General features: G+C 73.4%; 23 protein-coding genes and 1 tRNA gene. 9 read left to right on the top strand and 15 right to left on the bottom strand.

The annotated features are described in order from the left end of the window. Positions 1–8 precede the first annotated feature (8 nt). A complete protein-coding gene (locus H297_RS0132325; protein ID WP_027740420.1) occupies positions 9–1,289 on the top strand; it encodes a site-specific integrase in 1,281 nt (426 codons plus the stop codon). A gap of 728 nt (positions 1,290–2,017) precedes the next feature. Here H297_RS0132325 and H297_RS0132335 read toward each other — a convergent pair. From H297_RS0132335 to H297_RS42390, 4 genes are all read right to left on the bottom strand, one after another. Then, positions 2,018–2,104: transfer RNA gene (locus tag H297_RS0132335), tRNA-Ser, on the bottom strand. Between the two features lie 68 nt (positions 2,105–2,172). Further along, positions 2,173–2,736 carry a tRNA adenosine(34) deaminase TadA gene (gene tadA, locus H297_RS39735; protein ID WP_078514952.1) on the bottom strand — a complete coding sequence of 188 codons (564 nt, stop codon included), beginning with the start codon at positions 2,734–2,736 and terminating at the stop codon, positions 2,173–2,175. 166 nt (positions 2,737–2,902) lie between these two features. Continuing rightward, positions 2,903–3,454, bottom strand: coding sequence for a tRNA adenosine deaminase-associated protein (locus H297_RS0132345; protein ID WP_027740422.1), 552 nt, complete (start codon positions 3,452–3,454; stop codon positions 2,903–2,905). Between the two features lie 251 nt (positions 3,455–3,705). Then, complete coding sequence (locus H297_RS42390) at positions 3,706–3,951, bottom strand: hypothetical protein (protein WP_078514954.1); 246 nt, start codon at positions 3,949–3,951, stop codon at positions 3,706–3,708. A gap of 152 nt (positions 3,952–4,103) precedes the next feature. Between H297_RS42390 and upp the strand changes: the two genes are divergently transcribed. Continuing rightward, complete coding sequence (gene upp, locus H297_RS0132350) at positions 4,104–4,739, top strand: uracil phosphoribosyltransferase (protein WP_027740423.1); 636 nt, start codon at positions 4,104–4,106, stop codon at positions 4,737–4,739. 73 nt (positions 4,740–4,812) lie between these two features. Here the strand turns inward: upp and H297_RS0132355 are convergent, their stop codons facing one another. Both H297_RS0132355 and H297_RS0132360 read right to left on the bottom strand, forming a co-directional pair. Continuing rightward, on the bottom strand, positions 4,813–5,532 hold the full coding sequence (locus H297_RS0132355; RefSeq protein ID WP_027740424.1) for a LytR C-terminal domain-containing protein: 720 nt from the start codon (positions 5,530–5,532) through the stop codon (positions 4,813–4,815). A 91-nt stretch (positions 5,533–5,623) separates the two neighbouring features. Next, positions 5,624–5,920: a type II toxin-antitoxin system VapB family antitoxin gene (locus H297_RS0132360; protein WP_003999914.1), complete on the bottom strand. Its 297-nt coding sequence runs from the start codon at positions 5,918–5,920 to the stop codon at positions 5,624–5,626. 961 nt (positions 5,921–6,881) lie between these two features. Between H297_RS0132360 and H297_RS44770 the strand changes: the two genes are divergently transcribed. Beyond that, a complete protein-coding gene (locus H297_RS44770) occupies positions 6,882–8,423 on the top strand; it encodes a VTT domain-containing protein (RefSeq protein ID WP_027740426.1) in 1,542 nt (513 codons plus the stop codon). 153 nt (positions 8,424–8,576) lie between these two features. Here H297_RS44770 and H297_RS0132375 read toward each other — a convergent pair whose 3' ends face one another. From H297_RS0132375 to H297_RS39740, 5 genes are all read right to left on the bottom strand, one after another. Next, positions 8,577–9,767 carry a cation:proton antiporter gene (locus tag H297_RS0132375; protein ID WP_027740427.1) on the bottom strand — a complete coding sequence of 397 codons (1,191 nt, stop codon included), beginning with the start codon at positions 9,765–9,767 and terminating at the stop codon, positions 8,577–8,579. A gap of 328 nt (positions 9,768–10,095) precedes the next feature. Next, positions 10,096–11,604, bottom strand: coding sequence for a tripartite tricarboxylate transporter permease (locus H297_RS0132380; RefSeq protein WP_027740428.1), 1,509 nt, complete (start codon positions 11,602–11,604; stop codon positions 10,096–10,098). Between the two features lie 3 nt (positions 11,605–11,607). Beyond that, positions 11,608–12,171, bottom strand: coding sequence for a tripartite tricarboxylate transporter TctB family protein (locus tag H297_RS0132385; protein ID WP_027740429.1), 564 nt, complete (start codon positions 12,169–12,171; stop codon positions 11,608–11,610). Further along, a complete protein-coding gene (locus H297_RS0132390; RefSeq protein WP_027740430.1) occupies positions 12,168–13,151 on the bottom strand; it encodes a tripartite tricarboxylate transporter substrate binding protein in 984 nt (327 codons plus the stop codon). Before H297_RS0132390 ends, H297_RS0132385 begins: the two co-directional genes overlap by 4 nt. Before the next feature lie 254 nt (positions 13,152–13,405). Beyond that, positions 13,406–13,765, bottom strand: coding sequence for an anti-sigma factor antagonist (locus H297_RS39740; protein WP_051352369.1), 360 nt, complete (start codon positions 13,763–13,765; stop codon positions 13,406–13,408). A 305-nt stretch (positions 13,766–14,070) separates the two neighbouring features. Between H297_RS39740 and H297_RS0132400 the strand changes: the two genes are divergently transcribed. Together H297_RS0132400 and H297_RS0132405 are read left to right on the top strand one after the other, a co-directional pair. Beyond that, positions 14,071–14,580 (top strand): cupin domain-containing protein, encoded by a 510-nt coding sequence (locus H297_RS0132400; protein ID WP_051352370.1) that lies wholly within the window; start codon positions 14,071–14,073, stop codon positions 14,578–14,580. Positions 14,581–14,801: 221 nt separating this feature from the next. Then, the gene (locus tag H297_RS0132405) at positions 14,802–15,533 is read left to right on the top strand and encodes an SDR family NAD(P)-dependent oxidoreductase (RefSeq protein ID WP_486589766.1); all 732 of its coding nucleotides are present in this window, start codon (positions 14,802–14,804) and stop codon (positions 15,531–15,533) included. A gap of 201 nt (positions 15,534–15,734) precedes the next feature. On the opposite strand, the gene H297_RS0132410 is transcribed toward H297_RS0132405, so the two are convergent. Further along, positions 15,735–17,372, bottom strand: a complete 1,638-nt coding sequence (locus H297_RS0132410; protein ID WP_078514956.1) for a hypothetical protein — start codon at positions 17,370–17,372, stop codon at positions 15,735–15,737. A 113-nt stretch (positions 17,373–17,485) separates the two neighbouring features. Here H297_RS0132410 and H297_RS39750 point away from each other — a divergent pair, with 113 nt between their 5' ends. Then, complete coding sequence (locus H297_RS39750) at positions 17,486–18,970, top strand: molybdopterin-dependent oxidoreductase (RefSeq protein ID WP_078514958.1); 1,485 nt, start codon at positions 17,486–17,488, stop codon at positions 18,968–18,970. 44 nt (positions 18,971–19,014) lie between these two features. Then, positions 19,015–19,836: a hypothetical protein gene (locus H297_RS44775; RefSeq protein WP_064744906.1), complete on the top strand. Its 822-nt coding sequence runs from the start codon at positions 19,015–19,017 to the stop codon at positions 19,834–19,836. Between the two features lie 167 nt (positions 19,837–20,003). On the opposite strand, the gene H297_RS39760 is transcribed toward H297_RS44775, so the two are convergent. From H297_RS39760 to H297_RS39770, 3 genes are read right to left on the bottom strand one after another with little or no spacing between them, the layout of a single operon-like run. After that, a complete protein-coding gene (locus tag H297_RS39760) occupies positions 20,004–20,897 on the bottom strand; it encodes a class I SAM-dependent methyltransferase (protein ID WP_106959745.1) in 894 nt (297 codons plus the stop codon). After that, entirely contained in the window at positions 20,894–21,670 is a 777-nt protein-coding gene (locus H297_RS39765; protein ID WP_051352371.1) for a DUF2064 domain-containing protein, read from the bottom strand. The genes H297_RS39760 and H297_RS39765 overlap by 4 nt, the downstream gene beginning before the upstream one ends. Continuing rightward, positions 21,667–22,491 carry a glycosyltransferase family 2 protein gene (locus tag H297_RS39770; RefSeq protein WP_486589771.1) on the bottom strand — a complete coding sequence of 275 codons (825 nt, stop codon included), beginning with the start codon at positions 22,489–22,491 and terminating at the stop codon, positions 21,667–21,669. The genes H297_RS39765 and H297_RS39770 overlap by 4 nt, the downstream gene beginning before the upstream one ends. Positions 22,492–22,807: 316 nt before the next feature. Here H297_RS39770 and H297_RS39775 point away from each other — a divergent pair, with 316 nt between their 5' ends. Continuing rightward, the gene (locus H297_RS39775; RefSeq protein ID WP_078514960.1) at positions 22,808–23,692 is read left to right on the top strand and encodes a response regulator transcription factor; all 885 of its coding nucleotides are present in this window, start codon (positions 22,808–22,810) and stop codon (positions 23,690–23,692) included. A 3-nt stretch (positions 23,693–23,695) separates the two neighbouring features. After that, the gene (locus H297_RS0132445) at positions 23,696–24,814 is read left to right on the top strand and encodes a sensor histidine kinase (RefSeq protein WP_027740434.1); all 1,119 of its coding nucleotides are present in this window, start codon (positions 23,696–23,698) and stop codon (positions 24,812–24,814) included. Positions 24,815–24,853 lie beyond the last annotated feature (39 nt).

Genomic DNA, 24,853 nt, shown 5'->3' on the forward strand with positions numbered 1-24,853 from the left:
AGAACACCATGGGAGACGAGAAGAAGCGCCGCACCCGCCAGCCCAACGGCCGCTCTTCCATCTACCGGGGGAAAGACGGGAAGTGGCACGGCCGCGTCACTGTTGGCGTACGCGACGACGGCAAGCCGGATCGCCGCCATGTGGAGCGGAAGACACGAGCGGAGGTCACCCAGGCTGTCCGGGCGCTGGAGAAGCAGCGGGACTCCCACACCGTGCGCAAGCCCGGTAGGTCCTGGACCGTCGAGAGCTGGCTCATGCACTGGGTGGAGAACATCGCTCCGCTGGGTGTCGGTGAGAACACCATGGTCGGGTACGGCGTGGCGGTACGCGTTCACCTCGTGCCCGGTCTCGGAGCGCACCGCCTGGACAAGCTCAGCCCGGAGCACATCGAGCGCTTCTACGCCAAGATGCAGGCCAACGGCAGCAAGCCCGCCACGGCCCACCAGGTGCACCGAACGTTCCGTACTGCGCTGAACGAGGCCGTTCGACGCGGCCACCTCGGCAAGAATCCGGTGAGCCTCGCCAAGGCTCCTCGGGTCAACGAGGAGGAGATCGAGCCGTACACGGTGGAGGAGGTCCGCCGCATCCTCCGTGCGGCAGAGCAGCGCCGGAACTCAGCGCGCTGGGCCGTCGCCCTGGCGCTGGGGCTACGGCAGGGGGAGGCCCTGGGCCTCCAGTGGACGGACGTGGACCTGTCTAACGGTGTCCTGTGGGTCCGCCGCAGTCGGCGACGCCCCCGCTACGCGCACGGCTGCGGCGACACGTGCGGCCGAAAGGCCGGCTACTGCCCCCAGCGTCGCCGGACCAACCCGGAGACGGCCGACACCAAGTCGCGCGCCGGTCGACGCGCCATAGGGCTGCCTCCACAGCTTGTGGAGCTGCTACGCACCCACCGGGTGAAGCAAGACGCCGAACGGGCTTCGGCAGGAGCTGACTGGCACGACGAGGGATGGCTGTTCGCCACGCCGACCGGTCGGGGCACATCCACCCGAGTCGATTACGACGAATGGAAGAAGCTGCTACGAGACGCGAAGGTTCGAGACGGTCGCCTGCATGACGCCCGCCATACCGCGGCGACAGTGCTGCTGATCCTCGGCGTACCGGAGCGAGCCGTCATGGGCCTCATGGGCTGGTCGTCTACCTCCATGGCCGCGCGCTATCAGCACATGGTCGACACGGTGCGCAACAACATCGCCGCCCAGGTCGATGGGCTGATCTGGGAGCAGAATCCGAACGGGCCGGACGACGATGACGACGGCACTGCTGGAGCTCTCGTACCGGTTGGGTGAGTCGGTGGCCAAGGGGGCTGGCTAAAGGTGGCCAGCCCCTCGCCATCGGCTCAGATGCTCACCGTCGTTGCACGGCTTTCCTGTCAGCGGATTCTTCCTCGCCCGCGTCGCCAGGGAAGGAACTGAGCGAAGGCGTCCAACACCTGGCCCAAGCCGGGAAGCACCTGAGGCAAGTCCTCGGGGCGGGCCCGCCGCACGACCGTATGCGCGATCACGGTTACAACAACTAGTAACGTCACGACTACTACGAGGATTGTAAGCAGGACGTACACCACGGCGAGTGGTGGGAGAGACAGGAGTTCCGTCATGACACCTCCGGAGGCATGGAAAGAAGCCCTCCGGCGAGAGCCGAAGGGCTTAAGAGACGTGCATAGGGATTGGGAGGAGACACACTCCTCCCTCGGAAGTCGCACCGACCTTCAAGATCGCAGAGGGATTTGGTAGTGCTATCGACCCCTGCGCCGAGCTTCACACCGCCTTGGAGGGAGCCTCGTGGTCTCTGTGACCGCTCAACCTCGACCCGGGTGGTGTCTCTCTATGCGGTTGTGTCTGAAGGCCAGCGCTACCAAGGTAGCAGCACTCTGCGGTTGGGTCCGGGCTCCAGCCCGATATGGGCTCAAGCCAGGAGCTGCGCCGACAACAGCAACAACTGAGACGGAAACTGAGACGGACCACGACGAAGGGCCGGACCCCACCGGGGTCCGGCCCTTCATGCATCCTGCTCAGAGCGGTAGCGGTGGGATTTGAACCCACGGAGGAGTTGCCCCCTCACTCGCTTTCGAGGCGAGCTCCTTCGGCCGCTCGGACACGCTACCGAGAGGAACTCTAGCCCACGGAGGGCCCGGGGTCGAAATCGGTTCAGGGGCGGGTGGGCAAGGGGAGGTCAGGTGCGGAAGAAGGTGGTGAGGAGGGCGGCGCACTCGCGGGGGAGGACGCCGCCCACGACCTCCGGACGGTGGTTGAGGCGGCGGTCGCGGAGGGCGTCCCAGACGGAGCCGGCGGCCCCCGCCTTCGGGTCGAGGGCGCCGTAGACGACCCGCTCCACCCGCGACAGCACCGCCGCGCCCGCGCACATCGTGCAGGGCTCCAGGGTGACGACCAGGGTGCAGCCCGTCAGGCGCCAGTTGTCGCCCCGGTGCCGGGCCGCCTCGCGGAGGGCCAGGACCTCGGCGTGAGCGGTGGGATCCCCGTCTGCCTCGCGGGCGTTGCGGCCGGTGCCGAGCACGGTGCCGTCCGGGCCGAGTACGACGGCGCCGACCGGTACGTCGCCCGTCGCGGGAGCGCGCTCGGCCTCCGCGAGCGCCAGGCGCATGGGCTCGCGCCAGGGGTCGCGTACCGGGTCGTCCACCGGCGCGTGGGCCGGGCCGTGCGCCGGGTCGGCGTGGGAGGGGGCGGGGGAGGACGCGGCGCCGGCCGGCTCTCCGTCCTCGTCGTGCACGGGGCTCATGGAGTCAGTGTCTCCCCGGACCCGCGACGACTCCCCGTCGCGGGTCCGGCGTGCTGCTGGTGCCGTTTCGCGCGCGTGCGGCGCCCCTGCCGTGCCCCTGTCGCGTTCGACGTCCGTGCCGTACTCGGCGCCGGGACGGGACGCGAGCCGGGGTGCGGCGGCGGGCTCAGCGGACGGACTCCAGGACTTCCGTGCAGCCGAGGGCGTCGGCGACCTCGGCCAGCGCGTCCTCGGGGACGAGGGAGAGCAGCGCCTTGCCCCCCATGCCGAGGTCGCTCAGCAGCCCGGCGTCGCCCAGTGGCCCGGCGGGAGCCGTGTCGGCGTCCGTGGCGGCCGCGCGTTCGGCCTCCTCGTCGTCGTGTTCGGCACCCTCCGGTTCGCCCTCTTCCGTGCCGTCGAGGTCGACGAGTTGGTCGAGGGCCGAAGGGTCCTCCGGCTGGCGGCCCAGCAGTTCGTCCGAGAGCAGTATTTCGCCGTACGAGCTGCGCATCGCCGCAGCCGCGTTCGAGACGAACACGCGGGGGTCGTCCTCACCGTCGATGCGGACGACGCCGAACCATTCCCCCTCCTGCTCGATGCAGACCAGCACTGTCTCGTCGTCCGTTGTGGCCTCCCGGGCCAGGTCGGCCAGGTCGGCCAGGGTCTCCACGTCGTCAAGCTCTGTGTCGCTCGCTTCCCACCCGTCTTCGGTGCGCGCGAGCAGCGCGGCGAAATACACCGTGACTCTCCCACTGATTCAAGAGGTGCCCGAGTGCTGACGAGGACCGTGCCCCGCCCCATCGGGCATCGTGGCAGAAACCCGCGCCCCGCGAAGGGTCTTCGGCAGTGCGTCGCCGTGCTGTTTGCCCGACCGTTGCCCGAACGTTTCCCCGGGCCCTCGCCTGCGGCGACTCACTGTGACCCCTCGTGCACCTCGCGACGCGGGAACGGTCCCTCGCGACGCGGGCACGGCCCCTGCGACGCGGTGCTTCACCAGCGGAACGTACGCATCCGCAGCGCCTGGCGGCGCCTGCGGGCGGCGCGGGAGCGGCGCGGGTGGACGCGTTCGCGCAGCTCTTTCGCCTCGTTCAGCTCTCGGAGAAAACGGGCGCGACGGCGGAGCCGTTCCGCGTCGGTGCGGCCGGGTGCCGGGGTGGGGAGCGGCGCCCGCTTCGGCGCGTGTCCCGGTGTCTGGCTCGGCGTGTGTCCCGGTGTCTGGGTTTCTGCCTCTGTCATACGCACACCTCCGGTGTACTTGCCCACCTTCCCCGGTGCGCCGGGTGTACGCCAGTGCGCCCCGGCGGATGCCGGTGCCTACGGCGGGCGCGGGCGGGCCGGTCCTGGTACCGGCCGGGTGGGGGCGCACCGGCCTCGGATACTGTCGACGCATGCGGACCCACGTCGTCGACCATCCCTTGGTCGCGCACAAGCTCTCCACCCTGCGCGACGCGCGCACCGACTCACCCACCTTCCGCCGGCTGGCGGACGAGCTGGTGACGCTGCTCGCGTACGAGGCCACCCGCGACGTGCGCGTCGAGGAGGTCGCGATCACCACGCCGGTGACCGAGACCACCGGCGTGCAGCTCTCCCGCCCGCGCCCCCTGGTCGTCCCGATCATCCGCGCGGGTCTCGGGATGCTGGAGGGGATGGTGCGGCTGCTGCCGACGGCCGAGGTCGGCTTCCTCGGCATGATCCGCGACGAGGAGACCCTCCAGGCCTCGACGTACGCCAACCGCATGCCCGACGACCTCTCCGGCCGCCAGGTCTACGTCCTGGACCCGATGCTGGCCACCGGCGGCACGCTGGTGGCCGCGATCAAGGAACTCATCCGGCGCGGCGCCGACGACGTGACGGCGCTCTGCCTGCTGGCGGCCCCGGAGGGCGTGGCCGTCATGGAACGTGACCTGGCCGGTACGCCGGTGACCGTGGTGACCGCCTCGGTGGACGAGCGCCTCAACGAGCACGGCTTCATCGTCCCGGGGCTCGGCGACGCGGGCGACCGCATGTACGGAACCGTGGGCTGAACCCCGCGCGGCGAACCGCCCCGGCGGCGAACCGCCCCGGCGGCCCGCTGAGGGCGGGTCGCCTTCGGCAGGGTCAGCGGCAGGTGGCGGACGGGGGCGAGGGGGACGTCCCGGGGGCTGCCGGTCCGGCGAGCGCCGCGGTCGCGGCCTTCTTCGCCGTCAGCTTCGTGAACTCCTTGCCGAGGACGAGATCGACGTCCTTGCCGTCCCGCTCGTCGTAGCGGATCTCCTCGCCCTTCACCTGGGTGCCCAGCGCCTTCAGCCGGGCCACGCCCGTGGAGCCGGGAGCGCCGAGGAGGAGGGCCGGTTTGTCGACCTTCCGGTCGAGCTCGGCCGGCGCGTTGGCCACCTTGCCGATCGTGAAGCCGCGCTGCTTCAGCGCGTCGGCGGTGTCCCCGGCGAGGCCGCTGCGCGAGGTGGCGTTGAGGACGTTGACGGTGATGCTGCCGGGGTCGGGCAGGCGGGCGGAGTGGGCGCGGCTGTCGACCGCCGAGCCGTGCTCGTCCCGGCTTCCGGCCTTCTTGGCGCCGCCCTGGACTCCTCGGGCGGCGTCCGGTTGCCGGGAGGCGCAGTCGCTCTTCCCGGCGTGGTGACCGGCGGCGCGGGCGGGGGCGTCGGCGGTGAAGATGTCGACGAGCTGGAGAGTGCCCCACCCCAGGACGGCGACGGCCAGCACGGCTGCCGCCGAGGCGACCAGCGTCCTGCCCCGCCGTCGCGGCCGGCGCATACGCGGGTAGCGGTCACCCCTGATGCGGTACTTCCCACCCAGGCCGGGGGGAGTGAGCATGCTCATGTGCGCAGGGTAATGGCCAAAGGAAGACCTGCCTACTAGATGATCAGCGCCTCGTCGTCACGCACACCCGATCGAGGGACAAGCGCGTACGTCAGTCGAGTTCGAGGACGCGCGCGTGCAGCACCTGCCGCTGCTGGAGAGCGGCGCGGACGGCGCGGTGCAGGCCGTCCTCCAGGTAGAGGTCGCCCTGCCACTTGACGACGTGGGCGAACAGGTCGCCGTAGAACGTCGAGTCCTCGGCGAGGAGGGTTTCCAGGTCGAGCTGGCCCTTGGTGGTGACGAGCTGGTCAAGGCGCACCGGGCGCGGGGCCACGTCCGCCCACTGGCGGGTGCTCTCCCGGCCATGGTCGGGGTAGGGCCGCCCGTTTCCGATTCGCTTGAAGATCACACGGAAAGCCTACCGGGCCACCGGTACCGGGCGCAGCCTCGCGACCGTGGTGCAATCCGGATGATTGCCCTGTAAAGGGGGGACAAGTAGGGCGCAGGGGGTCGGTGACCCTGCCGTGCGCCTTTCTTGTCCACACCCTGTGGACGAGCGGGACGCGCCCGGCGGGACGCCGCCCCGCAGCACTGACGGACCAGCCGCGCGCCCTTGTACGGGCCACACGCCTCAGTGGTTCTGCCCGGCTCCGCAGCGCGCCCGGCTCACGCGTGCTGGTGACTCCGTGGCGGATGCCCTCGACCACCCCTCGGCGGCCAGGACGTCGGCCGACTCGGCCGGGATGCAGGTCGGGAACGGCAGGCCGTGCTCGGTCGGCTCGGACTTGGCGCTTCTCCAGCTCCCGGCCCGGCGCTCCCACGGGTGGTTCCGCAGTGTCGATGCGGCGCCAGCCGATGTGCAGGACCTCATCGTCTGCGTGTGTGCATGCTGGCGCATTGCAGGCGTGGCGTTCGTCGAGGCATGTGCCGTCCGCGATCCGAGGCACTACAGGGTGAACGTCGGCTGACACGGCACTTCCGGGCGCTCCGTCAGGAGGGAACGCCCCCGCGCGGGGCGGCTCGACGCGGAGGCACGGGGGCGCGGGGGCACGGTGGGGCCACAAGGTGGGGCTGTGGCGGCGCCGCGCGGAGGGGCCCTCCGGGGCGCCGGACGGGGGCCGGGGCACCTCGGGTCTCGACCGGCCGCGTGGCGGGTGCCTGGCGGAAGCTGGCGGACTTGGGTGGGGCCACGGGCACACGGGATGCGGCAGGCGTCCTCCAGGGCCCTGGGAGGGGGCTCGGGAACGGTGGGCGGGAGGGGCACGTTGGTAGCGTGTAGCGTCCGATACGGCCCGTGTGCCGTCCGTAGCGCCCTCCGTCGGTCTCCGGCCGGGAGGCGGCCCGACTCGCGCCCCTGATCAGGAGCCCCCGTGACCAACCTCGCCCTAGGACCCAGTTGGCTGGATCCGGACTTCCTGATCAACACCTTCGGACCCATCGGCCTCCTGGCCATCGTCTTCGCCGAGTCCGGCCTGCTGATCGGCTTCTTCCTGCCGGGCGACTCGCTGCTGTTCACGACGGGGCTGCTGATCGTCACGGGCCAGTTGGACATGCCGCTGTGGCTGATGTGCCTGCTGATCGTGCTCGCCGCCGTGCTCGGCGACCAGGCGGGGTACCTGTTCGGCAAGAAGGTCGGCCCCGCGCTGTTCAAGAGGCCGGACTCCCGCCTCTTCAAGCAGGAGAACGTCGAGAAGGCGCACGAGTTCTTCGAGAAGCACGGCCCCAAGTCGCTGGTGCTCGCCCGGTTCGTGCCGATCGTCCGTACGTTCACGCCGATCATCGCGGGCGTCAGTGGGATGCGGTACCGGTCCTTCGTCCTTTTCAACGTCATCGGCGGCACGCTGTGGGGCGCCGGGGTCACGCTGCTGGGCGCGGCGCTCGGTCAGGTCGACTTCGTCCACGAGCACATCGAGTTGATCCTCGTCGGCATCGTGCTGCTCTCGGTCGTGCCCATCGTGATCGAGTATCTGCGCAGCCGCCGTAAGGGCTCCGCGCAGGACGCCGACTCCTCGGCGGCCCCCTCCCACGACGAGACCCACCCCCCGACCCCGCCGGGCGCCGCCGGAGGCGGCCACGGCCTTGATCAGGGCCAGGGCCCCCATCAGAACCACGGTCCCGCTCCGGAGCCGGGCGCGCCGCATGGCGCCTACCCCCCGGGGCCTGGTGCTCCGCAGGGTGGCTACGGGCCCGGGCACGGCCGGCAGTACGGGGCTCCGCAGTACGGCTCACCTCAGTACGGCGCCCCGCAGGGGGGTCCCGGGGGACCGGCCGACCAGGGTGCACGGGGCACACAGGGCGCTCATGGGGGCGGCCCGAACGCTCCGGAGGCTTACGGTCCCCACGGTGCCACGGGTGCCCAGGGCGGGCCGGGCGGCTACGGCTTCCCGAGCACGTCGGGCGCGTACGGCAGGCCCGGCCACGGCGCGACCCACCATCCGGCCCCTGGAGCCCCGCAGGCTCATGGGGGTCCGCAGGCCCATGGAGGTCCGCAAGCCCATGGAGGCCCGCAGGCTCATGGGGGTCCGCAGGCCCATGGAGCCCCGCAGGCCCCTGGAGGTCCGCAAGCTCATGGAGGCCCGCAAGCCCATGGAGGCCCGCAGGTTTCCGGAGGCGGGGCAGGCCATGGGAGCGTCGGCTCGCCCTACGGTGACGGCGCCCCGGTGATGCCCTCGGGCCCGCACGGCGGTGCGGCCCCGCAGGCACCGTACGGCGACGGTGCGGCCGCGCACGGTCCGCAAGGCTTTCCCGGTGGCCCCGGTGGCCCCGGTGGCCCCGGTGGCCCCGGTGGCAGGGCCCAGGAGCCGTACGGCGATGAAGAGGGTCGGCCCACGGGGCAGGACGCCTCGACCGGAGCCCCGGATCCGTCCGACCCGCAGAACCGTCCGGGTCGGGGCCGCCACGCCCGCCGCTGAGCACTTCCAGGGCGGGCCGAGGCACTCCGGGGCGGGCCGGGCACGCGCGCTGCGCAGTGTCCTCGGTGCTGCGGAGCGGCCCCGGCGTTCCGCTGGTGAACGACCGGCACGGGTGCCCCGCGGCATCCTCGGCCGCGGGGCACCCGGCGGGGGTCAGTGGGCGGTCGGTGACGTCTCGCGTTCCTCTTGCGGGGACTGCTCCGCCGGGTCGGCGTCCCGCCCTCGCAGGGCCAGGCGGTGGGTCTGACCGGTGACGAGGGGGGAGAGGACGGCGAGGATGAGGACGTAGCCCGCGATGAAGGGGGCGAGGCGGTCGTCGAGACCGGCCGCGGCGGCCATCGTGGCGAGGATGAGGGCGAACTCCCCCCGGGCCAGCAGGGTGGTGGCCACATTGGCCGTGGGGCGTGGCCCGAAACCGTAGATGCGGGCGGCACCCATGCCGGCCAGCACGTTCGTCACCAGGGTGAGGGCGACCGCCGCAAGCACCGGGGCCAGCACCCGCGGCAGGTCGCCGGGATCGATGGACAGGCCGAAGCCGAAGAAGAAGAGGGCACCGAAGGCGTCCCGGAGCGGGTGCACCAGTTCGCGGATGCGGTCCCCCGAGGCCGTGTTGCCCAGCATGAGGCCGACCATGAAGGCGCCGATGGCGTCGGCGACACCGAACTCCTCCGCGATACCCGCGACCAGGACGGCGGCGCCCAGGAAGGAGATGACGAGGAGTTCGTTGTCCCGGGTGGCGAACAGTCTGCCGACGACGCGGGTGCCGAAGCGGGCCGCGAGTCCCAGCACCAGCAGGAAGGCGAAGGCCTTGGCGATCTCGGCGAGGGCGGTGCCGGCCTCGTCCGCGCCGGTCAGCACGGGCTGGAGCGCCGCCAGGTAGAGGGCGAGGAAGATGTCCTCGACGACGATGATGCCGAGGATGGGTTTGGTCTCGGGGTTGCCGAGCCGGCCGAGGTCGACGAGCGTCTTGGTGACGATCGCCGAGGAGGAGATGCCCAGCACTCCGGCGAGGACGAGCGCCTCCGAGGTGCCCCAGCCGACGGCGAAGCCGAATCCGAGGCCCGCGCCGACGTTGAGGGCGAGGTAGAGGCCGCCCGCGAGGGCCATCTTCCTCCCGCCGGCCTTGAGGTCGTCCATGTGGAATTCGAGGCCGAGGTAGAACAGCAGCAGGACGAGGCCGAGTGCGGAGAGCATCTCCAGCTCGTGCGGGTCCTCGACGAGCACATAGCCGGGGGTGTGCGGGCCGAGGAGGATCCCGGCCAGGATGAACAGGGGGATGGTCGGCAGTCCGATGCGGTTGCCGAGGCGGGCGAGGACGGCGGCGGCGACGAAGGCACCGCCCATGGCGAGCAGGGTGTCGGCATGGCCCATGGGTCACGCCCCCGGCGGTGCGGCAGTCATGCAGTGCCGGCAGTGCGAACTGTGCGAACTGTGCGAACTGTGCGAACTGTGCGGGCAGTGGTGGCGGTCGGGCGTCGGCAAGCTGATGGCTCCTCCTGGCGTCCGGCCTCTCGCCCATGCGTGAGCAAAGAGGGAGTCAAGAAAACGTTAATAGTTACTTTACCAAACCAATTCGGAGGCCCCCGGAGAGCACGAAAAGGGCGTGGGCCTCCGCGAACGGAGGCCCACGCCCGAGCATCAGGGCGGCTCTTCCAGCCAGGCGCGCGGAGGCTCAGTCACCGTCCTCCGCGCGGGCGCGCCGGTGCTGCAGCAGCAGCCGCCTGAGCCAGGGCCACGCCAGCAGTACGACGATGACCGTGTAGACGGTGACCGCGAAGGGCGTGTCGACGAGCCCGACGACGCTGCCGTCGCTGATCTGCAGCGCCCTGCGGAGCTGCTGCTCCGCGTTGGGGCCGAGGATCACGCCGATGATGGCGGGCAGCACGGGGAGCCCGTACCGCCGCATCATCAGGCCGATCAGGCCGATGATCAGCAGGATGACGAGGTCGATCGCCTCGCCGCCCACCGCGTAGGCACCGACGGCCGCGAAGAAGAGGATGCCCGCGTACAGGTAGGGCCGCGGGATGCGCAGCAGCTTGGACCAGACGGGGGCCAGCGGCAGGTTGAGGACCAGCAGCATCACCATGCCGACGAACAGCGAGGCGATCAGGCCCCACACCAACTCCGGTTCGCGTTCGAACAGCAGCGGACCCGGCTGGATGCCGTACTGCTGGAAGGCGGCGAGCATTACCGCGGCGACCGCGGTGGTCGGCAGCCCGAGCGTCAGCATGGACACGAGCGTGCCCGCGGCCGAGGCGGAGGAGGCGGACTCCGGTCCGGCCACGCCCTCGATGGCGCCCTTGCCGAACTCCTTCCGGTTCTTCGAGAGCCGCTTCTCGGTGATGTACGAGAGGAAGGTGGGGATCTCGGCGCCGCCGGCGGGGATCGCGCCGAAGGGGAAGCCGATGACCGGTCCGCGCAGCCACGGCTTCCAGGTGCGCCGCAACTCCTCGCGACCCAGCCAGGGGCGGCCGACGGGGAGGGACTCGCCGGTGCCGCGCCGCAGGTGGGCGGCCACCCACAGGGCCTCACCGATGGCGAAGAGACCGACGGCGACGATCACCACGTCGATGCCGTCGGACAGTTGGAGGCTGCCGAAGGTGAGCCGCTGCTGGCCGGTCATCTGGTCGAGGCCGACCAGCCCGATGGTCAGGCCGATCAGCAGGGAGGCGAAGCCGCGCACGCGGGAGGAGCCGAGGACGGAGGTGACGGCGATGAAGGCCAGCACCATGATGGCGAAGTAGTCGGGTGCTCCGATGTCCACGGCCAGGTGGGCGACGGTCGGCGCGAGGACGACCAGCAGGACCGTCCCGATCATGCCGCCCGCGAAGTGGCCGACGGCGGCAGCGGCCAACGCCTGCGAGCCGCGCCCGGACTTGGCCATCGGGTTGCCCTCGATGGCGGCGATCACGGCGGCGCTCTCACCCGGGGTGTTGAGCAGGATGGACGTGGTGGAGCCGCCGAACATGCCGCCGTAGTAGATCCCGGCGAACATGATGAAGGCCGCCGTCGGGTCGAGCCCGTAGGTGACGGGCAGCAGCAGGGCGACGGCCATGGCCGGGCCGATGCCGGGCAGCACGCCGATGGCGGTGCCCAGCAGGACGCCGGTGGCGGCCCACAGCAGGTTGAGCGGCGTGAGGGCGGTGCCGAAGCCGTCGATCAGGGAGTTGAGGGAGTCCATGGGTCACACCACCCCCATCAGCGGCCCGCCCGGCAGTTGCACGCCGAGCAGGATGTGGAAGACGGCGTAGGTGACGACCGAGAGACCGGCCGCGATCAGCGGGTCGCGGGTGAGGGCGTGGGTACGGCTGCCCAGCGCGTACGCCGAGCCCCAGAACAGCAGGGCGCCCGACACCGGGAAGCCGAGCGGGTCGATGAGGGCGGCGAAGGCCAGGAACACGCCCGCGAGCAGCGCGACCGTACGCCAGTCGCCGGGCTCGGCGAGGTCGATGTCCTCGCCGCCCTCGGCCTCGCCGCGTCCGCCTCGCAGCACGTCCACGGCCAGCAGGACGGCGACGGCCAGCAGCGCGGTGCCGACGATCAGCGGCACGGTGCGGGGGCCGACGGGGCCGCGTACGGAGGCGACGGTGTCCATGGTGAGCGCGTCGGTCAGGACGAGCACCCCGACGGCCAGGAGCAGCGTGCAGACGCCGAGTTCGGAGTAGGCGCGCAGTCCGGCGGGGCGTTCCTCGGAGGGAGCGGGCGGGGCGGGGGCGTCCGCGGGGCGTGGGGTCTCGGGTGTGCTCACCGGCCCAGCTCCTTCAGTACCGTGTCGACGCGTGCGTCCTCGTTCTTGAGGAAGCGGCCGTACTTGTCGCCGGGCAGCCAGGCGTCGTCCCAGCCGTTGGTGCGCAGTGACGTCTTCCACTCCTTCGAGTGGCGCAACTCGCGCATGAAGCGGATCAGTTTGTCGCGCTGGGTGCCGCTCAGGCCGGGCGGCGCCATGATGCCGCGCCAGTTGGTGAACTCCACGTCCAGGCCGGACTCCTGGAGGGTGGGCGCATCGAAGCCCTTGACCCGCTCGGAGCCGGTGACGGCGAGCAGCCGCAGTTCGCCCGACTCGATCTGGTCGCGGTACTCGCCGAGGCCGGAGACGCCGAACGTGACCTTGCCGCCGAGGACGGAGGCGAGCAGTTCGCCGCCGCCGTCGAACGGCACGTAGTTGACGGACCTGGACTCGATGCCGGCGGCGCGGGCCATCAGCATCGGCGCCAGGTGGTCGGGGCCGCCCGCGGAGGAGCCGCCGCCGACGGGGAGGGCGCCGGGGTTCTTCTTCCAGTCGGCGAGCAGTTGGTCGAACGTCTTGTACTTGGAGTTCTTGGAGACCACCACGATGTCCGGCTCCTCCGTCAGGCGGGCGATCGGCGTGGCGTCGGCCAGCGTGGAGGGGGCGTGGTTGGTGTGGACGGCGCCGACGACGCCGAGTCCCATGGACATCGCCAGCTTGCCGTTGCCCCGCTCGTTCACGAGGCGGGAGAGGCCGACGGTGCCGCCCGCGCCGGGCAGGTTGAACACCTCGATGTTGCGGTTGAGACCGGCCTCCTCGGCGTTCTTGGCGGCCGTCCGCGCGGTGATGTCGTAGCCGCCGCCGGGGGTGTTGGGCACCATGAACCGCAGGCCGGGGATGTTCGTACCGCCCGAGGCGCCGCTGCCGGTCGTGATCAGCGGCGGTACGAGCAGCACGACCACCGCGGCCGCCAAGGGGGAGAGCAGGGCGCGCGTGCGCACGCGGACACCGCCTTTCCGGGGCAGTCGGGACGTGTCCGGGCCGTTTCGGGGGCGGCCCCGGGGCGTTCCGGAGCCGGTTGGGGGGACAGGGGTGCCCCGTCGGCCCGCGCGTTGCGGGGGAAACGGGCCGACGGGGGCGGGGGAAGCCCACATGCTGCCCCGCGGGTGCGGCGGTGTCTGCCCCCGGGCGGCAAGAAAAGTATTGGTCGTTGTGGTCGTTGTGGTCACGGCGGTGGAATGGGCGCCGCTGCCCCTTACCCGGTGGTCTGTACCGCGCTGCGGGCGTCGGTCACCGAGGCGTAGGCGGGCAGCCGGTGCGTCAGCCCCAACTGCCCCAGCAGCCGGCCGACCGGCACCTGCCCGCACACCAGCGCCAGCGAGCCCTCCCGCGCCAGCGCCCGGTTGCGGACCCGCAGCAGGAGGCGCACCACGGTGCAGTCCAGGAACGTGACCTCCCGCATGTCCAGCACGACATGTGGCGGGCCCGGCGCGGTGAACGCCCGTACGAGGGAGGTCTCCAGCTCGGGCAGTGTCGAGATGTCCAGTTCGCCCCGCGCGCGTACGAGCCGGGACGCGGCGGACGCCGGTGCGTCGGGGCGGGGGACGGCGACCATGGAAGACCCCTTCCGCTGCGGATGGCACGGTGGTGCGGCAGCTCGGTTTTACCGGCGGTGGCCGGACGACGGTGCGGTCGTTACGACCGTGTGGCGGTTCCCTCGTTCGGCCGGGGTCCAGGGCCGGACGTGTGCACTCTAGGCATGTCCTGTGGGGGTTGGGGCGTGAGTGCGGATATCGAACCCTTCGGTGACCCCGTACCACTCTTTCGAGTGATCGGGTGGGTTCCGGGGCGACACCGGGACGGCGATCCGGGATGCTGCCCCGCGCATGTCCCCCGCCGCCCGGGGGCAAAGGGTGAGGGATGCGACACGACGGGCGAGAGGAACCGCATGAGGTGGCCGAGGCCCTCGCCGCGCACTACGGGCTGGAACCGCTGCCCCGCGAGGGCGGCCGCTTCCGACGGCTGTGGGCGGGCCCCCGGCGTGACGACGGGCGGCCGGAGGGCTCCGCCATCGTGATGCTGCTGACCGCCGCGCCGGACGACTACAGCGCGCTGCACCGGCTGCCCACCGACGAGGTCTGGCACCACTACCTCGGCGACCCCCTCGAACTGCTGCTCCTGCCCCCGGACGGTACGGCCCGCACGGAGGTGCTCGGCCCCGACGTGCTCGGCGCCGGACACCACGTGCAGCTCACCGTGGACGCGGGCACGTGGATGGGCGCGCGGGTCGCGGACGGCGGCTCCTGGACGCTCTTCGGCTGCACCATGGCGCCGGGCTGGACGGACGCCGCCTACGAACACGGGGACGCCGACGCCCTCGCCCGGCAGTACCCCGCGCACGCCGCCACCATCCGGAAGCTGAGCCGATGACACGTCGCACCACGCCACCGGACATCCCTGGGACAGCCCCCGCCGCCACCTCCGCGACGGCGCCGCACGAGCCTCCCGGCACGGCCGCTTCCGCTTCCGGTCCAGCCGCTCCCGGTTCAGCCGTTCCCGGTGCAGCGGCTCCCGGAGCCGGTGCCGGTGCGCAGGAAGCCTCCCGGACGGCGTCGGGCGGCGCTTTCCCACGTGCTCCGCGGACCGTGCTGGTGACCGGCGCCTCCGGCGGCATCGGCCGGGGGATCGCGCTGCGTTTCGCCGCGGCGGGCCGTCCGGTCGCGGTGCACTACCGCGGTGACGAGGCGGGTGCCCGCGACACCGTGGCGCTGATCGACGCGGCCGGCGGCACCGCGCGGGCCGTGCACGGCGACCTGTCCACCGAGGCCGGCTGCCGCGCGGTGGTCGGGCGGGCGGCGGACTGGCGCGGCGCGGGACTCGGGGCCGTCGTCAACAACGCGGGCGTCCAGCCGGTCGAGGAACTGCGGGGGATGACCGAACGGGAGTGGCGGGCCGTCGTCGACACCAACCTGACGAGCGTCTTCGGCTGCACTCAGGCCGCCGCCCCGCTGCTGTCCGAGGGCGGGGGCGGCTGTGTCGTCCACCTCGCCTCCATCGAGGCCGCACAGCCCGCGCCCGGCCACGCCCACTACGCCGCGTCCAAGGCCGCGATCGTCGCCCACGCGCGGGCGGCCGCACTGGAGTACGGGCCGCTCGGAGTGCGGGTCAACACCGTCTCGCCCGGCCTGGTGTGGCGGGACGGCATCGAGGAGCAGTGGCCCGAGGGCGTACGGCGGTGGCGTGCGGCGGCGCCGGACGGGCGGTTGGGGACACCCGCAGAGGTGGGTGACGCCTGCGTGTTCCTCGCCTCTCCCGCGGCCCGCTGGATCAACGGGCACGACCTGGTGCTGGACGGCGGTGTGACCGCCCGGCCCTCCTGGTGAATGCGTCCGGGGCGTCCGGGCGCCCGCGTACGTGCGTACGGCGGTGCCGGGACGTCCCCCTCCCGAAGCGGCCCGCTGCCACCCGCGACGTGCATCCACCCGCGACGGGCTGTCACCCGCGATCGGTTCCCGGCCACGACCGGGTTCCACCGTAGGCGCAGGGTCCGACAACCCGTCGCCCTCGGCTGTGCCCGCCCGCCCTCACCAGCCCGTCAGCAGCACATGGTTGACCAGCAGCGCGACGGCGGCCTGGCCGGCGAGCCCCCAGCGGACGGCTCTGCGGGGCAGCAGTGCGGCGGCGGGGAGCAGCCAGGTGAGGAAGGGCAGCCAGATGCGTTCCGTCTCCGCCTTGCTCATGCCGGACAGATCGGCGGCGAGGACGGTCAGCAGCGCGGCCAGGACGAGCACGGCCAGCCGGCCCCTGCTGTCGAGCCGGGCCCTGCCGTCGCGTAGGCCACCGACGCCATCAGCGCCATCGACTCGGAGGCGGACGGGTCCGGTCGGCGCTCCGGCGGATACGGGCCGGCGCTCCCGCAACTGCCCGACGGCGCCCCGCCCTGCCACCGCGCACCGCACCAGGGCGCGTCGTACCCCGGCGAGCACGGCGGGCCCGGTGACGGTGACCGCGCAGGCCAGGTTGCCCCACACCCAGTAGCTGTAGGGGCGGATTCCGGCCGCGCCCTGGTAGTAGCGCTCGGTCAGCAACCGGTAGCCCTCCCACCAGTCGAAGCCCGCCAGGGTGAAGGCGGCGGCGACCACGGCGACCCCGGCGAGGACGAGGGGCAGGGGGCGCAGGGTGCGGGTCAGGGCCAGGACGGTGAAGCCGAGCAGGGCGCACAGGGTGAGCCCGTAGGACAGGTAGCAGGTGAGGCCGAACAGGAGCCCGGCTCCCAGGGCGGCGGCCCAGGGGGCCCGTACCGTCCGGGTGGCCGCCAGGGCGAGCAGGGCCAGTGCCCAGGCGGCGACCGCCGTGAAGTAGCCGTCCGCGGAGACCCCGACCCACACGGCGGTCGGCGCGAGCACCAGGAAGGGGGCGGCCCTGCGGGCCACCTCCTCGTCGGTCAGCGCGCGCAGCGCCACCAGGAGGGCCGCCGCGGCGGACGCGCCGAGGGTGATCACGAACGTGGACGCCCAGGGGCCGCCGCCCAGGCCCAGCCGGTCGAGTCCGACGAAGGTGAGGACGGCACCGGGCGGATGCCCGGCGACGTGCGGCACCCAGTTGTCGGACGAGTGCAGCAGGATGTGGTCGGTGAAGGTGCGGAGCGCGGCGCCGACGTCGTCGAAGCGGTCGATCTCCTGGAGGTACTCGTAGGCGGAGGTGAGCTGGTTCTCCACCCCGCGGTGCCAGCCGTCCACCAGGGCGAGCGACCAGATCCACGCCATGGAGGCCACCCAGGCGGCGCCGGGCAGCCACCGCCACGGCAGGCGGCGCGCGACGGTCGGCCCGTACAGCACGACGGCCGCCGCGACGAGCAGCGCCACGGGCGTGCCGGGGCCGGTATGGGGTTCGAGCTCGGCGTAGTAGGGCGGCCAGTGCACCCGCAGCGTGCCGCTCTCCCGTTCGATGGCCGAGCCGACGACGACGGCGGCGGTCACCAGGGCCACGGCGGCCGACACGGTGAGCAGGTCGGGCACGAGACCGCGCGGTACGCGCCAGGGGCGGCGGCCGCGCCCGGCATCGCGGCCCGCAGCGGCGGACTCCGGGTCGGCGGACTCCGGAACGGAGGATTCCGGGTCGGCGGGCCCCGCACCGCGCTGACGGGGCGCCCGTTCCCGCGGCGGGGACGCGGAGCCGCGGGACCGGGCGGGAGGCCGGCCGGGGGAGGGATCTGGTGCCACAGGAGGCACGCTAGGCCGCTCGGGAGAGGCTGTGGTGCACCGGGGGAGGACGTCAGCGTTTCGTCATCCGTCACCGCACCCCTGCGGGCCACGGCGGCGCTTACGGTCACTGCATGGGAGAGCACCGCCCCGAGCCCGGCCCCCCGCCTGACCGCCCGTCACCGTCCTCGTCACCGCCCCCGTCGGCGTCCCCGTCGGCGCCGCCCGCGCCGGGCGCTTCCACGAGCACGGGCGCGGGCGCGTCCTCGCCGTCGTCCCGGCGGGGGACGGGACGACGGCTTCCGACCGACCCCGGCTTCTGGCGCAGTCCGCTGCGCGGACCGTGGCTGACCGCGGTGCTGGGTGTCGTCCTGCTGGCGGGCATCACGGTGCTGCTCGTCACGGGGCTGCTCTCGTACGCCGCGTACAACCCGGACCTCGCGCCCGCCAACGACCGGACCCCGGACCACGGCCTGCTCGGCTTCTACCTGTTCTCCTGGCCCACCGAACCGCACTGGCTCTACCGGCTCACCCAGGGGCTGCACGTCACGGTCGGCGTGGTGCTCGTTCCGGTACTGCTGGCGAAGCTGTGGTCGGTCGTCCCGAAGCTGTTCACCCTGCCGCCCGCCCGCTCCCTCGCGCACGCGCTGGAGCGGATCTCCCTGCTGCTGCTCGTCGGGGGCGTGCTGTTCGAGTTCGTGACGGGCCTGCTCAACATCCAGCTCGACTACCTGTTCCCCGGCTCGTTCTACGCGCTGCACCTCTACGGGGCGTGGGTGTTCGCCTCCGCCTTCGTGGTGCACGTCGCGCTGCGGCTGCCACAGGCTGTCCGGATCCTGCGCGCCGGAGCGCCCCGCGACCTCGCCGCCGGTGGCCGCAGAAGCGCAACGGCGGCCGAAGCCGACGCCCGTACCGACATCAGGGAGCCCGACCTGGGCACCGGGCTCGTCGCGCCCCGCCCCGCCCCGCCCACTCTCTCCCGGCGCGGCGCCCTCGGCGTGGTGGGCGGCGGCTCGGTCCTGCTGCTGGGGGTGACCGTCGGCCAGAACGCGGACGGCCCGCTGCGGCGCACCGCGCTGCTCGCCCCGCACGGCGGGCCGGAACCGGGTGAAGCGGGTGAACGAGGGAAGGGGGCCAACGTCTTCCAGATCAACAAGACGGCCGCGGCGGTCGGTGTCACCGCCGGGGAGACCGGCGACAGATGGCGGCTGACCGTGGAAGGCGCCGACGGGCACAAGCGGCAGCTCACCCGGGCGGCACTGCTCGCGATGCCGCAGCACGGCGCCGCACTGCCGATCGCCTGCGTGGAGGGCTGGTCCACCTCCGACCAGCACTGGAGCGGCGTGCGGCTGCGCGACCTGGCGGAGCTGGCCGGATACGACCCGCGAGCGGGACTGCCCGGGGTGTTCGTCGACTCGCTCCAGCGCTCCGGCGCGTTCCGGCGGGCGGCCCTGCGCGACAACCAGGTGCGCGACCCGCGCTCCCTGCTGGCACTGCGCGTGGGCGGCGAGGACCTCTCCCTCGACCACGGCTACCCGGCCCGCGTCATCGTCCCGGCCGCCCCCGGGGTGCACAACACCAAATGGGTCACCCGCCTGTCGTTCGGAGCGGACCGGTGAGCCGGCGAGGAGGGGCCGGAGGAGGCCGGCTGGAGGCCGGTCGGGTGCCGGGCGCGGGACGGTGGCGGCGCCGCCTCGGCAGCCCCCTGCAACTCCTCCTGACGGCCGCGTCCTTCGTGCTCGCCGGGTACGCGGGGGCGCGGCTGCTGGCGGACGACTGGGTGGGCGTGGCCGTGTGGTTCGTCGGTGCGGCACTCCTGCACGACCTGGTGCTGGTACCGCTGTACTCGCTGGCCGACCGGGTGCCCCGGCTCACCGGACGGTACGTCAACCACCTGCGCGTCCCGGCCCTGCTGTCGCTGCTGCTCTTCCTGGTGTGGCTGCCGCTGATCTGGGGCCCGCCCGACAGGTACGCGGAGACCACCGGGCGGCCGGAGGGCAACAACGGGTACGCGCTGCACTGGCTGTGGGTGACGGTCGCACTGTTCGCCCTCTCCGCACTGTGGCTGGCCCTCCGCACGGTGCGGGGCGCCAGGCGTGCCGCGCCTGGCACCCGTGGGTCATGGGCGCAGCCGGATGCCTCTGCGGAGGGGCGGTACGCGGGGCCGGTCGACGGGCCACCCGAGGGGCCGTCGCAAGAGACGTCCGCGGGACCGTCCGACGCGGCGCCTGCGGGACCGTCCCGAGGGTCGCCCGAGGAGCCATCCCGGGGACGGTCCCAGGGGTCACCCGGCGGACCGTCCCAGGAGCCGCCTGACGCATCACCCGGCGGACCGTCCCAGGGGCCGCCTGCAAAGCCGCCCCAGGGGTCACCCGGCGGACCGTCCCAGGAGCCGCCCGATGGATCACCCGGCGGGCCGTCCCAGGAGCGGAGCGACGGATCACCTGACGGACCGCCCCAAGGGCCCGCCCGGGGCGGACCGTAGGGGCGTGGGAGGGGGCACCAGTGGAAGCCCCCCCCCGATGGCGGCGAAGGCGCCGGGGAGGCGCAGGAACCAGCGTCCGGGGGCGAGTAGACGACAACCGTGGCGGTGCGCAGCAACGGGGGTCCGGAACGGACTGGTGTGCCGTCCGCGCCGGATGTGCCGTTCCGTCAGGTGGTGTTGCGGAGGGCCACGAAGGAGCGCCCCGCGGACTCCCACCGGGCCACGTCGGACCACCCGGCGCAAGCGGAGTACCGCAGCAGGGCGTCGGTGCCCAGGCGTGCCCAGGGGAAGGACGGCTGACCGCCTCGCGGCCCGGCGCCGCTCCCGTTGTCGATGCGGACCTCCACGCGCTCGTCCACGTCCAGGGGCGCGGTCTCGGCCAGCAGCAGCCCGCCGGGGGTGAGCAGTTCGGCGCACCGTTCGAGCAGGGCTCCGGGCCGGCCGCCGATGCCGATGTTGCCGTCCAGCAGCAGGACGCTTCCCCAGCGGCCCTCGCCGGGCAGCGGTTCGAACACCGAACGGCACAGGGCCGCGCCGCCCAGGGAGACGGTGCGCTCGACGGCCTCCCGGCTGACGTCGATGCCCAGCGCCCTGTTGCCGAGTTCGGCCAGGGCGGCCACCAGCCGCCCCGGCCCGCAGCCCACGTCCAGCACGGCACCTTCGCAGTGGCGCAGCGCCGACATGTCGGCGGTGTCCGCGCTCGCGCACCAGCGTTCCACGTCGAGGGGGAGCAGCCAGCCGTCGGTACGCCGCAGGAAGAGCGGCCCCTGGCCGCTGCGCAGCGCGTCGGTGTAGGGGTCGGCGCTCCAGGGCGCCCGGCCTGTCGTCTCGGCCCCGGCCGGTGCGGGGATGCCCGGTTGCGGGGTTGCCGCGGACGGCGGGGAGGGCAGAGCCGACGACGGCGTCGGAGCGGGCTCAGGTGGAGGCGAGGTCGGCTCCGGCGCGTTCGACAGTGTTGACGGGGCTGCCGGAGCTGACGGAGCTGACGGGGCTGCCGGGGCTGCCGGAACCGGCGGGGTCGGCGGGGTGTGCTGGGGCGTCGTGCGGGTGGTCGTCGTCATCGGGCGGCCGTCCCGGGGGTGCTGCGCGGGCGGGCGGGGGCCGGGACCGTGGGGGTGGCCCCGGACGTCGTGAGGTGGCCGAGCCGGGCGACGGCGGCGGCGAACCGCCCGTCGGGAGCGTCGGCGGCCACCTGTACGGCGTCCTCGGCGGTGTCCACGTCGCGCAGCGGCGGCAGGTGACGGACCCGCAGCCCGGCCTCGGTGAGCCGGTCGAGCTGTGCCTGCCCGGTCGTCGGGGCCGACATCGGGACGCCGCGCAACAGCGCGGGATCGGGGTGGGCCAGCCCCAGTGCCCAGAAGCCGCCGTCGTCGGCCGGGCCGAACCAGGCGTCGCAGTCACGCCAGCCGTCGGGCCCCAGCGCGGGCGCCAGCAGTGCGGGCGTCACCTGGGGGGTGTCCATGCCGACGAGCAGCGCGGGCCCCTTCCCGGCGACCCCGGCAATACCGTCGACCCCGGCAAACGCTGCGGCCAGCCGCTCGTCCAGCCCGCCCGCGCACTGCGGGACGACGTCGAATCCGGGCGGCAGCCACTCCCCGGGCCGCCCCGCCAGCACGAGGATCCGGCGCCGCGCGGGCATGGCGGCGACAGCCGTCAGCGTGTCGTGCAGCGCGGCGGCGGCGAGTCCGGCCGCCTGCTGGGGGGTGCACGGCGGGCACAGCCGCGTCTTGACCCGCCCGGGGACCGGTTCCTTGGCGATGACGAGCAGCGCGGTGTCCCCCTGCGCCGCCGCCCCCGCTGTGCTCCCCCCGCCGGGACAGTGCTCGGTGCTCATCGGGAAGCCTCCTTCGCGGCACGCGTCCGGCGGGGCGCGCTGTCTGACGGTCGCGGTGCGCCGGCGACCGGGTCGGGGGTGCCGGACGGTCGCGGTGCGCCGGTGGCCGGGTCCGCCGCGGTGTGCGGGCGCGGCTCGGGCGGTGCGTTGAGGACGGCCCGCATGTCCCGTACCGCGTGCCAGGTGCCCCGCCAGGTGCCGGTGACCTTCGACTTGCCTGTGCGGGGGCGGTAGGGCACGTCGCGTTCCTCGATGCGCCATCCCGCGTCCGCCGCCCGCACCACCATCTGGAGGGGGTAGCCGCTGCGTCGGTCGGTCAGGCCGAGGGCCAGCAGACCGGTGCGGCGGGCGGCACGCAGGGGGCCCACATCGTGCAGCCGGACGCCGGTGCGGCGGCGCAGCATCATGCGGGACAGCGCCAGGTTGCCCGCGCGGGCGTGCGCGGGCCACGCGCCGCGCTGCTGGGGGCGTCTGCGCCCCAGTACCAGGTCGCTGCGTCCGTCGCGGACGGCCGCCACGAACGGCACCAGGAGGGACGGGTCGAGGGAGGCGTCGCAGTCGCAGAAGCAGACGATGTCCGCCTCGGCCGCCGTCAGCCCCGCGTGGCAGGCCGCGCCGAAGCCGCGCCGGTCCTCCCGTACGACGGTGGCCCCCAGCGCGCGGGCGAGAGCGGCGGACCCGTCCGTCGAGCCGTTGTCGACGACGATGGCCCGCCAGCCGGCCGGAATCCTCTCCAGCACCCAGGGCAGTGCCGCTTCCTCGTCGAGGCAGGGCAGGACGACGTCGACGGCGGGTACGGGAACGGAAGCGGACACGGGCACGGTCTCCTTCGCACGGGTGGGCTCGGGCGGGTCCGCTGCCGGGGTGTCCGGCAGCCGACCGGTCGGCGAGGGTTTCGAGGCGGCTCCCGACGAGGAGTCAGGGGCGTTTCCGGGCGGGGTCCGCGGCTCCACGGCCGGCGGTGTGGCCTCGCGCGCCGGACCGGGCGGGGGAACGGGCTGGGGTTCGGTCACGCGGGACACCCTACGGAGCGAAAAGCGACATTCCGGTCTTCGTGTCCTTACGAAACACGGACATCGCTCGTCTCCGTCACCGGCCCGCCTGCCCCGCCCCGCCCCGCGGTGCCACCCTGACCTCATGCAGACACCACCTTCCGGACGCGTCCTGGTCGTGGACGACGATCCGACCGTCGCCGAGGTCGTGGCCGGGTACCTCGACCGCGCCGGGTACACCGTGGACCGCGCCGAGACCGGGCCCGAGGCGCTGGAGAAGGCCGCGGCCCGGTGGCCCGACCTGGTCGTGCTCGACCTGATGCTGCCCGGCATGGACGGTCTCGACGTCTGCCGCCGCCTGCGCGAGCGGGCGCCCGTGCCCGTCATCATGCTGACCGCGCTGGGCGACGAGGGGGACCGGGTGCTCGGCCTGGAGGTGGGTGCCGACGACTACGTGACCAAGCCGTTCAGCCCGCGCGAACTGGTGCTGCGCGTCGAGTCGGTGCTGCGCCGCAGCGGGGGCGCGGGGGTACGGGAGCCGGAGCAGGCCCCTGCCGCGGGGCCGCTGCGTGCCGCCGGACTGACCGTGGACCCCCGTGCCCGGCTGGCCGCCAAGGACGGTGCCGAGCTCAATCTGACCGTGCGGGAGTTCGACCTGCTCGCCCATCTGCTGCGCCACCCGGCGCAGGCCTTCACCCGCGAGGAGCTGATGCGGCAGGTGTGGGGCTGGGACTTCGGCGACCTGTCGACGGTCACCGTCCACGTGCGGCGGCTCCGCGCCAAGATCGAGGACGACCCTGCCCGGCCGCGGTTCATCCAGACGGTATGGGGCGTGGGCTACCGGCTCGACCCGGGCACCGACGCCGACAGCGACACCGGCAGCAGCACCGGAACCGGGACGGGCGCCCCCGCCGGCACGGGCGTCCGCACGGACGCGGGTGCCGCCGGGAGTGCGAATGCCGACGGCGGGACGGGCGCGGCCGGTGCCCGTCCGGGCCGTGGGGGCGGCGGCGCCGTCCGGGGGGACTGAGACGTGCACGACATGCTGTGGATCGCCCTGTTCGCCTTCCTCGGCGCCGCCGCAGCGGGGCTGCTGGGATGGGTCGCGCTGCGTGTGCTGCGGCACCGTTCGCTGGTCGTGTCGCTGACGGTCGTCTCCACCGTCACCGTGACCGCCATGCTCTCCGGGACGCTCGCTGTCGCCTGGGCCATGCTGCTCTCCCGGCACGACCTGTTCGTCATCACCACCGTCGTCGCCATGGCAGCCGTCGTCTCGCTGGCGACCGCGCTGCTGCTGGGCCGCTGGGTGGCCGCCCGCAGCCAGGCACTCACGGCCGCGGCCCGCTCCTTCGGGGAGGGCGGCCGCTTCCCCGCACCCCGGGAGGGCGCCGACGACGATCCGGCCGAACTGGCCGCCCTCACCCGGGAACTCGCCGCCACCAGCGAGAAGCTGGCCGCCTCCCGGGACCGTGAGCGCGCCCTGGAGAGCTCGCGCCGCGAGCTGGTCGCCTGGATCTCGCACGACCTGCGCACCCCGCTGGCCGGACTGCGCGCCATGTCCGAGGCGCTGGAGGACGGCATGGTGGAGGACACCGGACGCTGTCTGCGCCAGATCCGCGCCGAGGTGGAGCGGCTCAACTCGATGGTCGGCGACCTGTTCGAGCTCTCCCGCATCCACGCGGGCACGCTCGCGCTGACCACCCACCGGGTGTCCCTGGCCGAACTCGTCGACGGGGCCCTGGCCGGTGCCGATCCGCTCGCCCGGCAGAGCGGGGTCCGGCTGGTCGGCGACTCCGTCGCCGTCCCCGTCGAGGTCGACGCCTCGGAGATGACCAGGGTGCTGGGGAACCTGCTCGTCAACGCCATCCGCCGCACACCGGCCGACGGCACCGTGGCCGTGCACGCCCGCGGCGGTGACGAGACGGTCGTCCTGTCGGTCACCGACGGGTGCGGGGGCATCCCGGAGGAGGATCTGCCCCGCGTGTTCGACACCGGCTGGCGCGGCACCCATGCCCGTACCCCGCCGGGCGGGGGACTGGGGCTGGCCATCGTCCGCGGCATCGTGGAGGCGCACAACGGAACGGCGGCCGTCCGCAACGTCACCGGGGGCTGCTGCTTCGAGCTGACGCTCCCCGCCGCCCACGCCACCTGAGCACACCGGTTGCTCCCGGCTCGGCTCCTCGCGCCCCCG

The organism is Streptomyces sp. CNT360 (genome assembly GCF_000424785.1).

Coding starts and splice junctions, on each gene's coding strand:
- H297_RS0132325 (WP_027740420.1), top strand. CDS start 9: ATGGGAGACGAGAAGAAGCGCCGCACCCGCCAGCCCAACGGCCGCTCT.
- tadA (WP_078514952.1), bottom strand. CDS start 2,736: ATGAGCCCCGTGCACGACGAGGACGGAGAGCCGGCCGGCGCCGCGTCC.
- H297_RS42390 (WP_078514954.1), bottom strand. CDS start 3,951: ATGACAGAGGCAGAAACCCAGACACCGGGACACACGCCGAGCCAGACA.
- upp (WP_027740423.1), top strand. CDS start 4,104: ATGCGGACCCACGTCGTCGACCATCCCTTGGTCGCGCACAAGCTCTCC.
- H297_RS0132355 (WP_027740424.1), bottom strand. CDS start 5,532: ATGAGCATGCTCACTCCCCCCGGCCTGGGTGGGAAGTACCGCATCAGG.
- H297_RS0132375 (WP_027740427.1), bottom strand. CDS start 9,767: ATGGGCGGTGCCTTCGTCGCCGCCGCCGTCCTCGCCCGCCTCGGCAAC.
- H297_RS0132380 (WP_027740428.1), bottom strand. CDS start 11,604: ATGGACTCCCTCAACTCCCTGATCGACGGCTTCGGCACCGCCCTCACG.
- H297_RS39740 (WP_051352369.1), bottom strand. CDS start 13,765: ATGGTCGCCGTCCCCCGCCCCGACGCACCGGCGTCCGCCGCGTCCCGG.
- H297_RS0132400 (WP_051352370.1), top strand. CDS start 14,071: ATGCGACACGACGGGCGAGAGGAACCGCATGAGGTGGCCGAGGCCCTC.
- H297_RS39750 (WP_078514958.1), top strand. CDS start 17,486: ATGGGAGAGCACCGCCCCGAGCCCGGCCCCCCGCCTGACCGCCCGTCA.
- H297_RS39760 (WP_106959745.1), bottom strand. CDS start 20,897: ATGACGACGACCACCCGCACGACGCCCCAGCACACCCCGCCGACCCCG.
- H297_RS39765 (WP_051352371.1), bottom strand. CDS start 21,670: ATGAGCACCGAGCACTGTCCCGGCGGGGGGAGCACAGCGGGGGCGGCG.
- H297_RS39775 (WP_078514960.1), top strand. CDS start 22,808: ATGCAGACACCACCTTCCGGACGCGTCCTGGTCGTGGACGACGATCCG.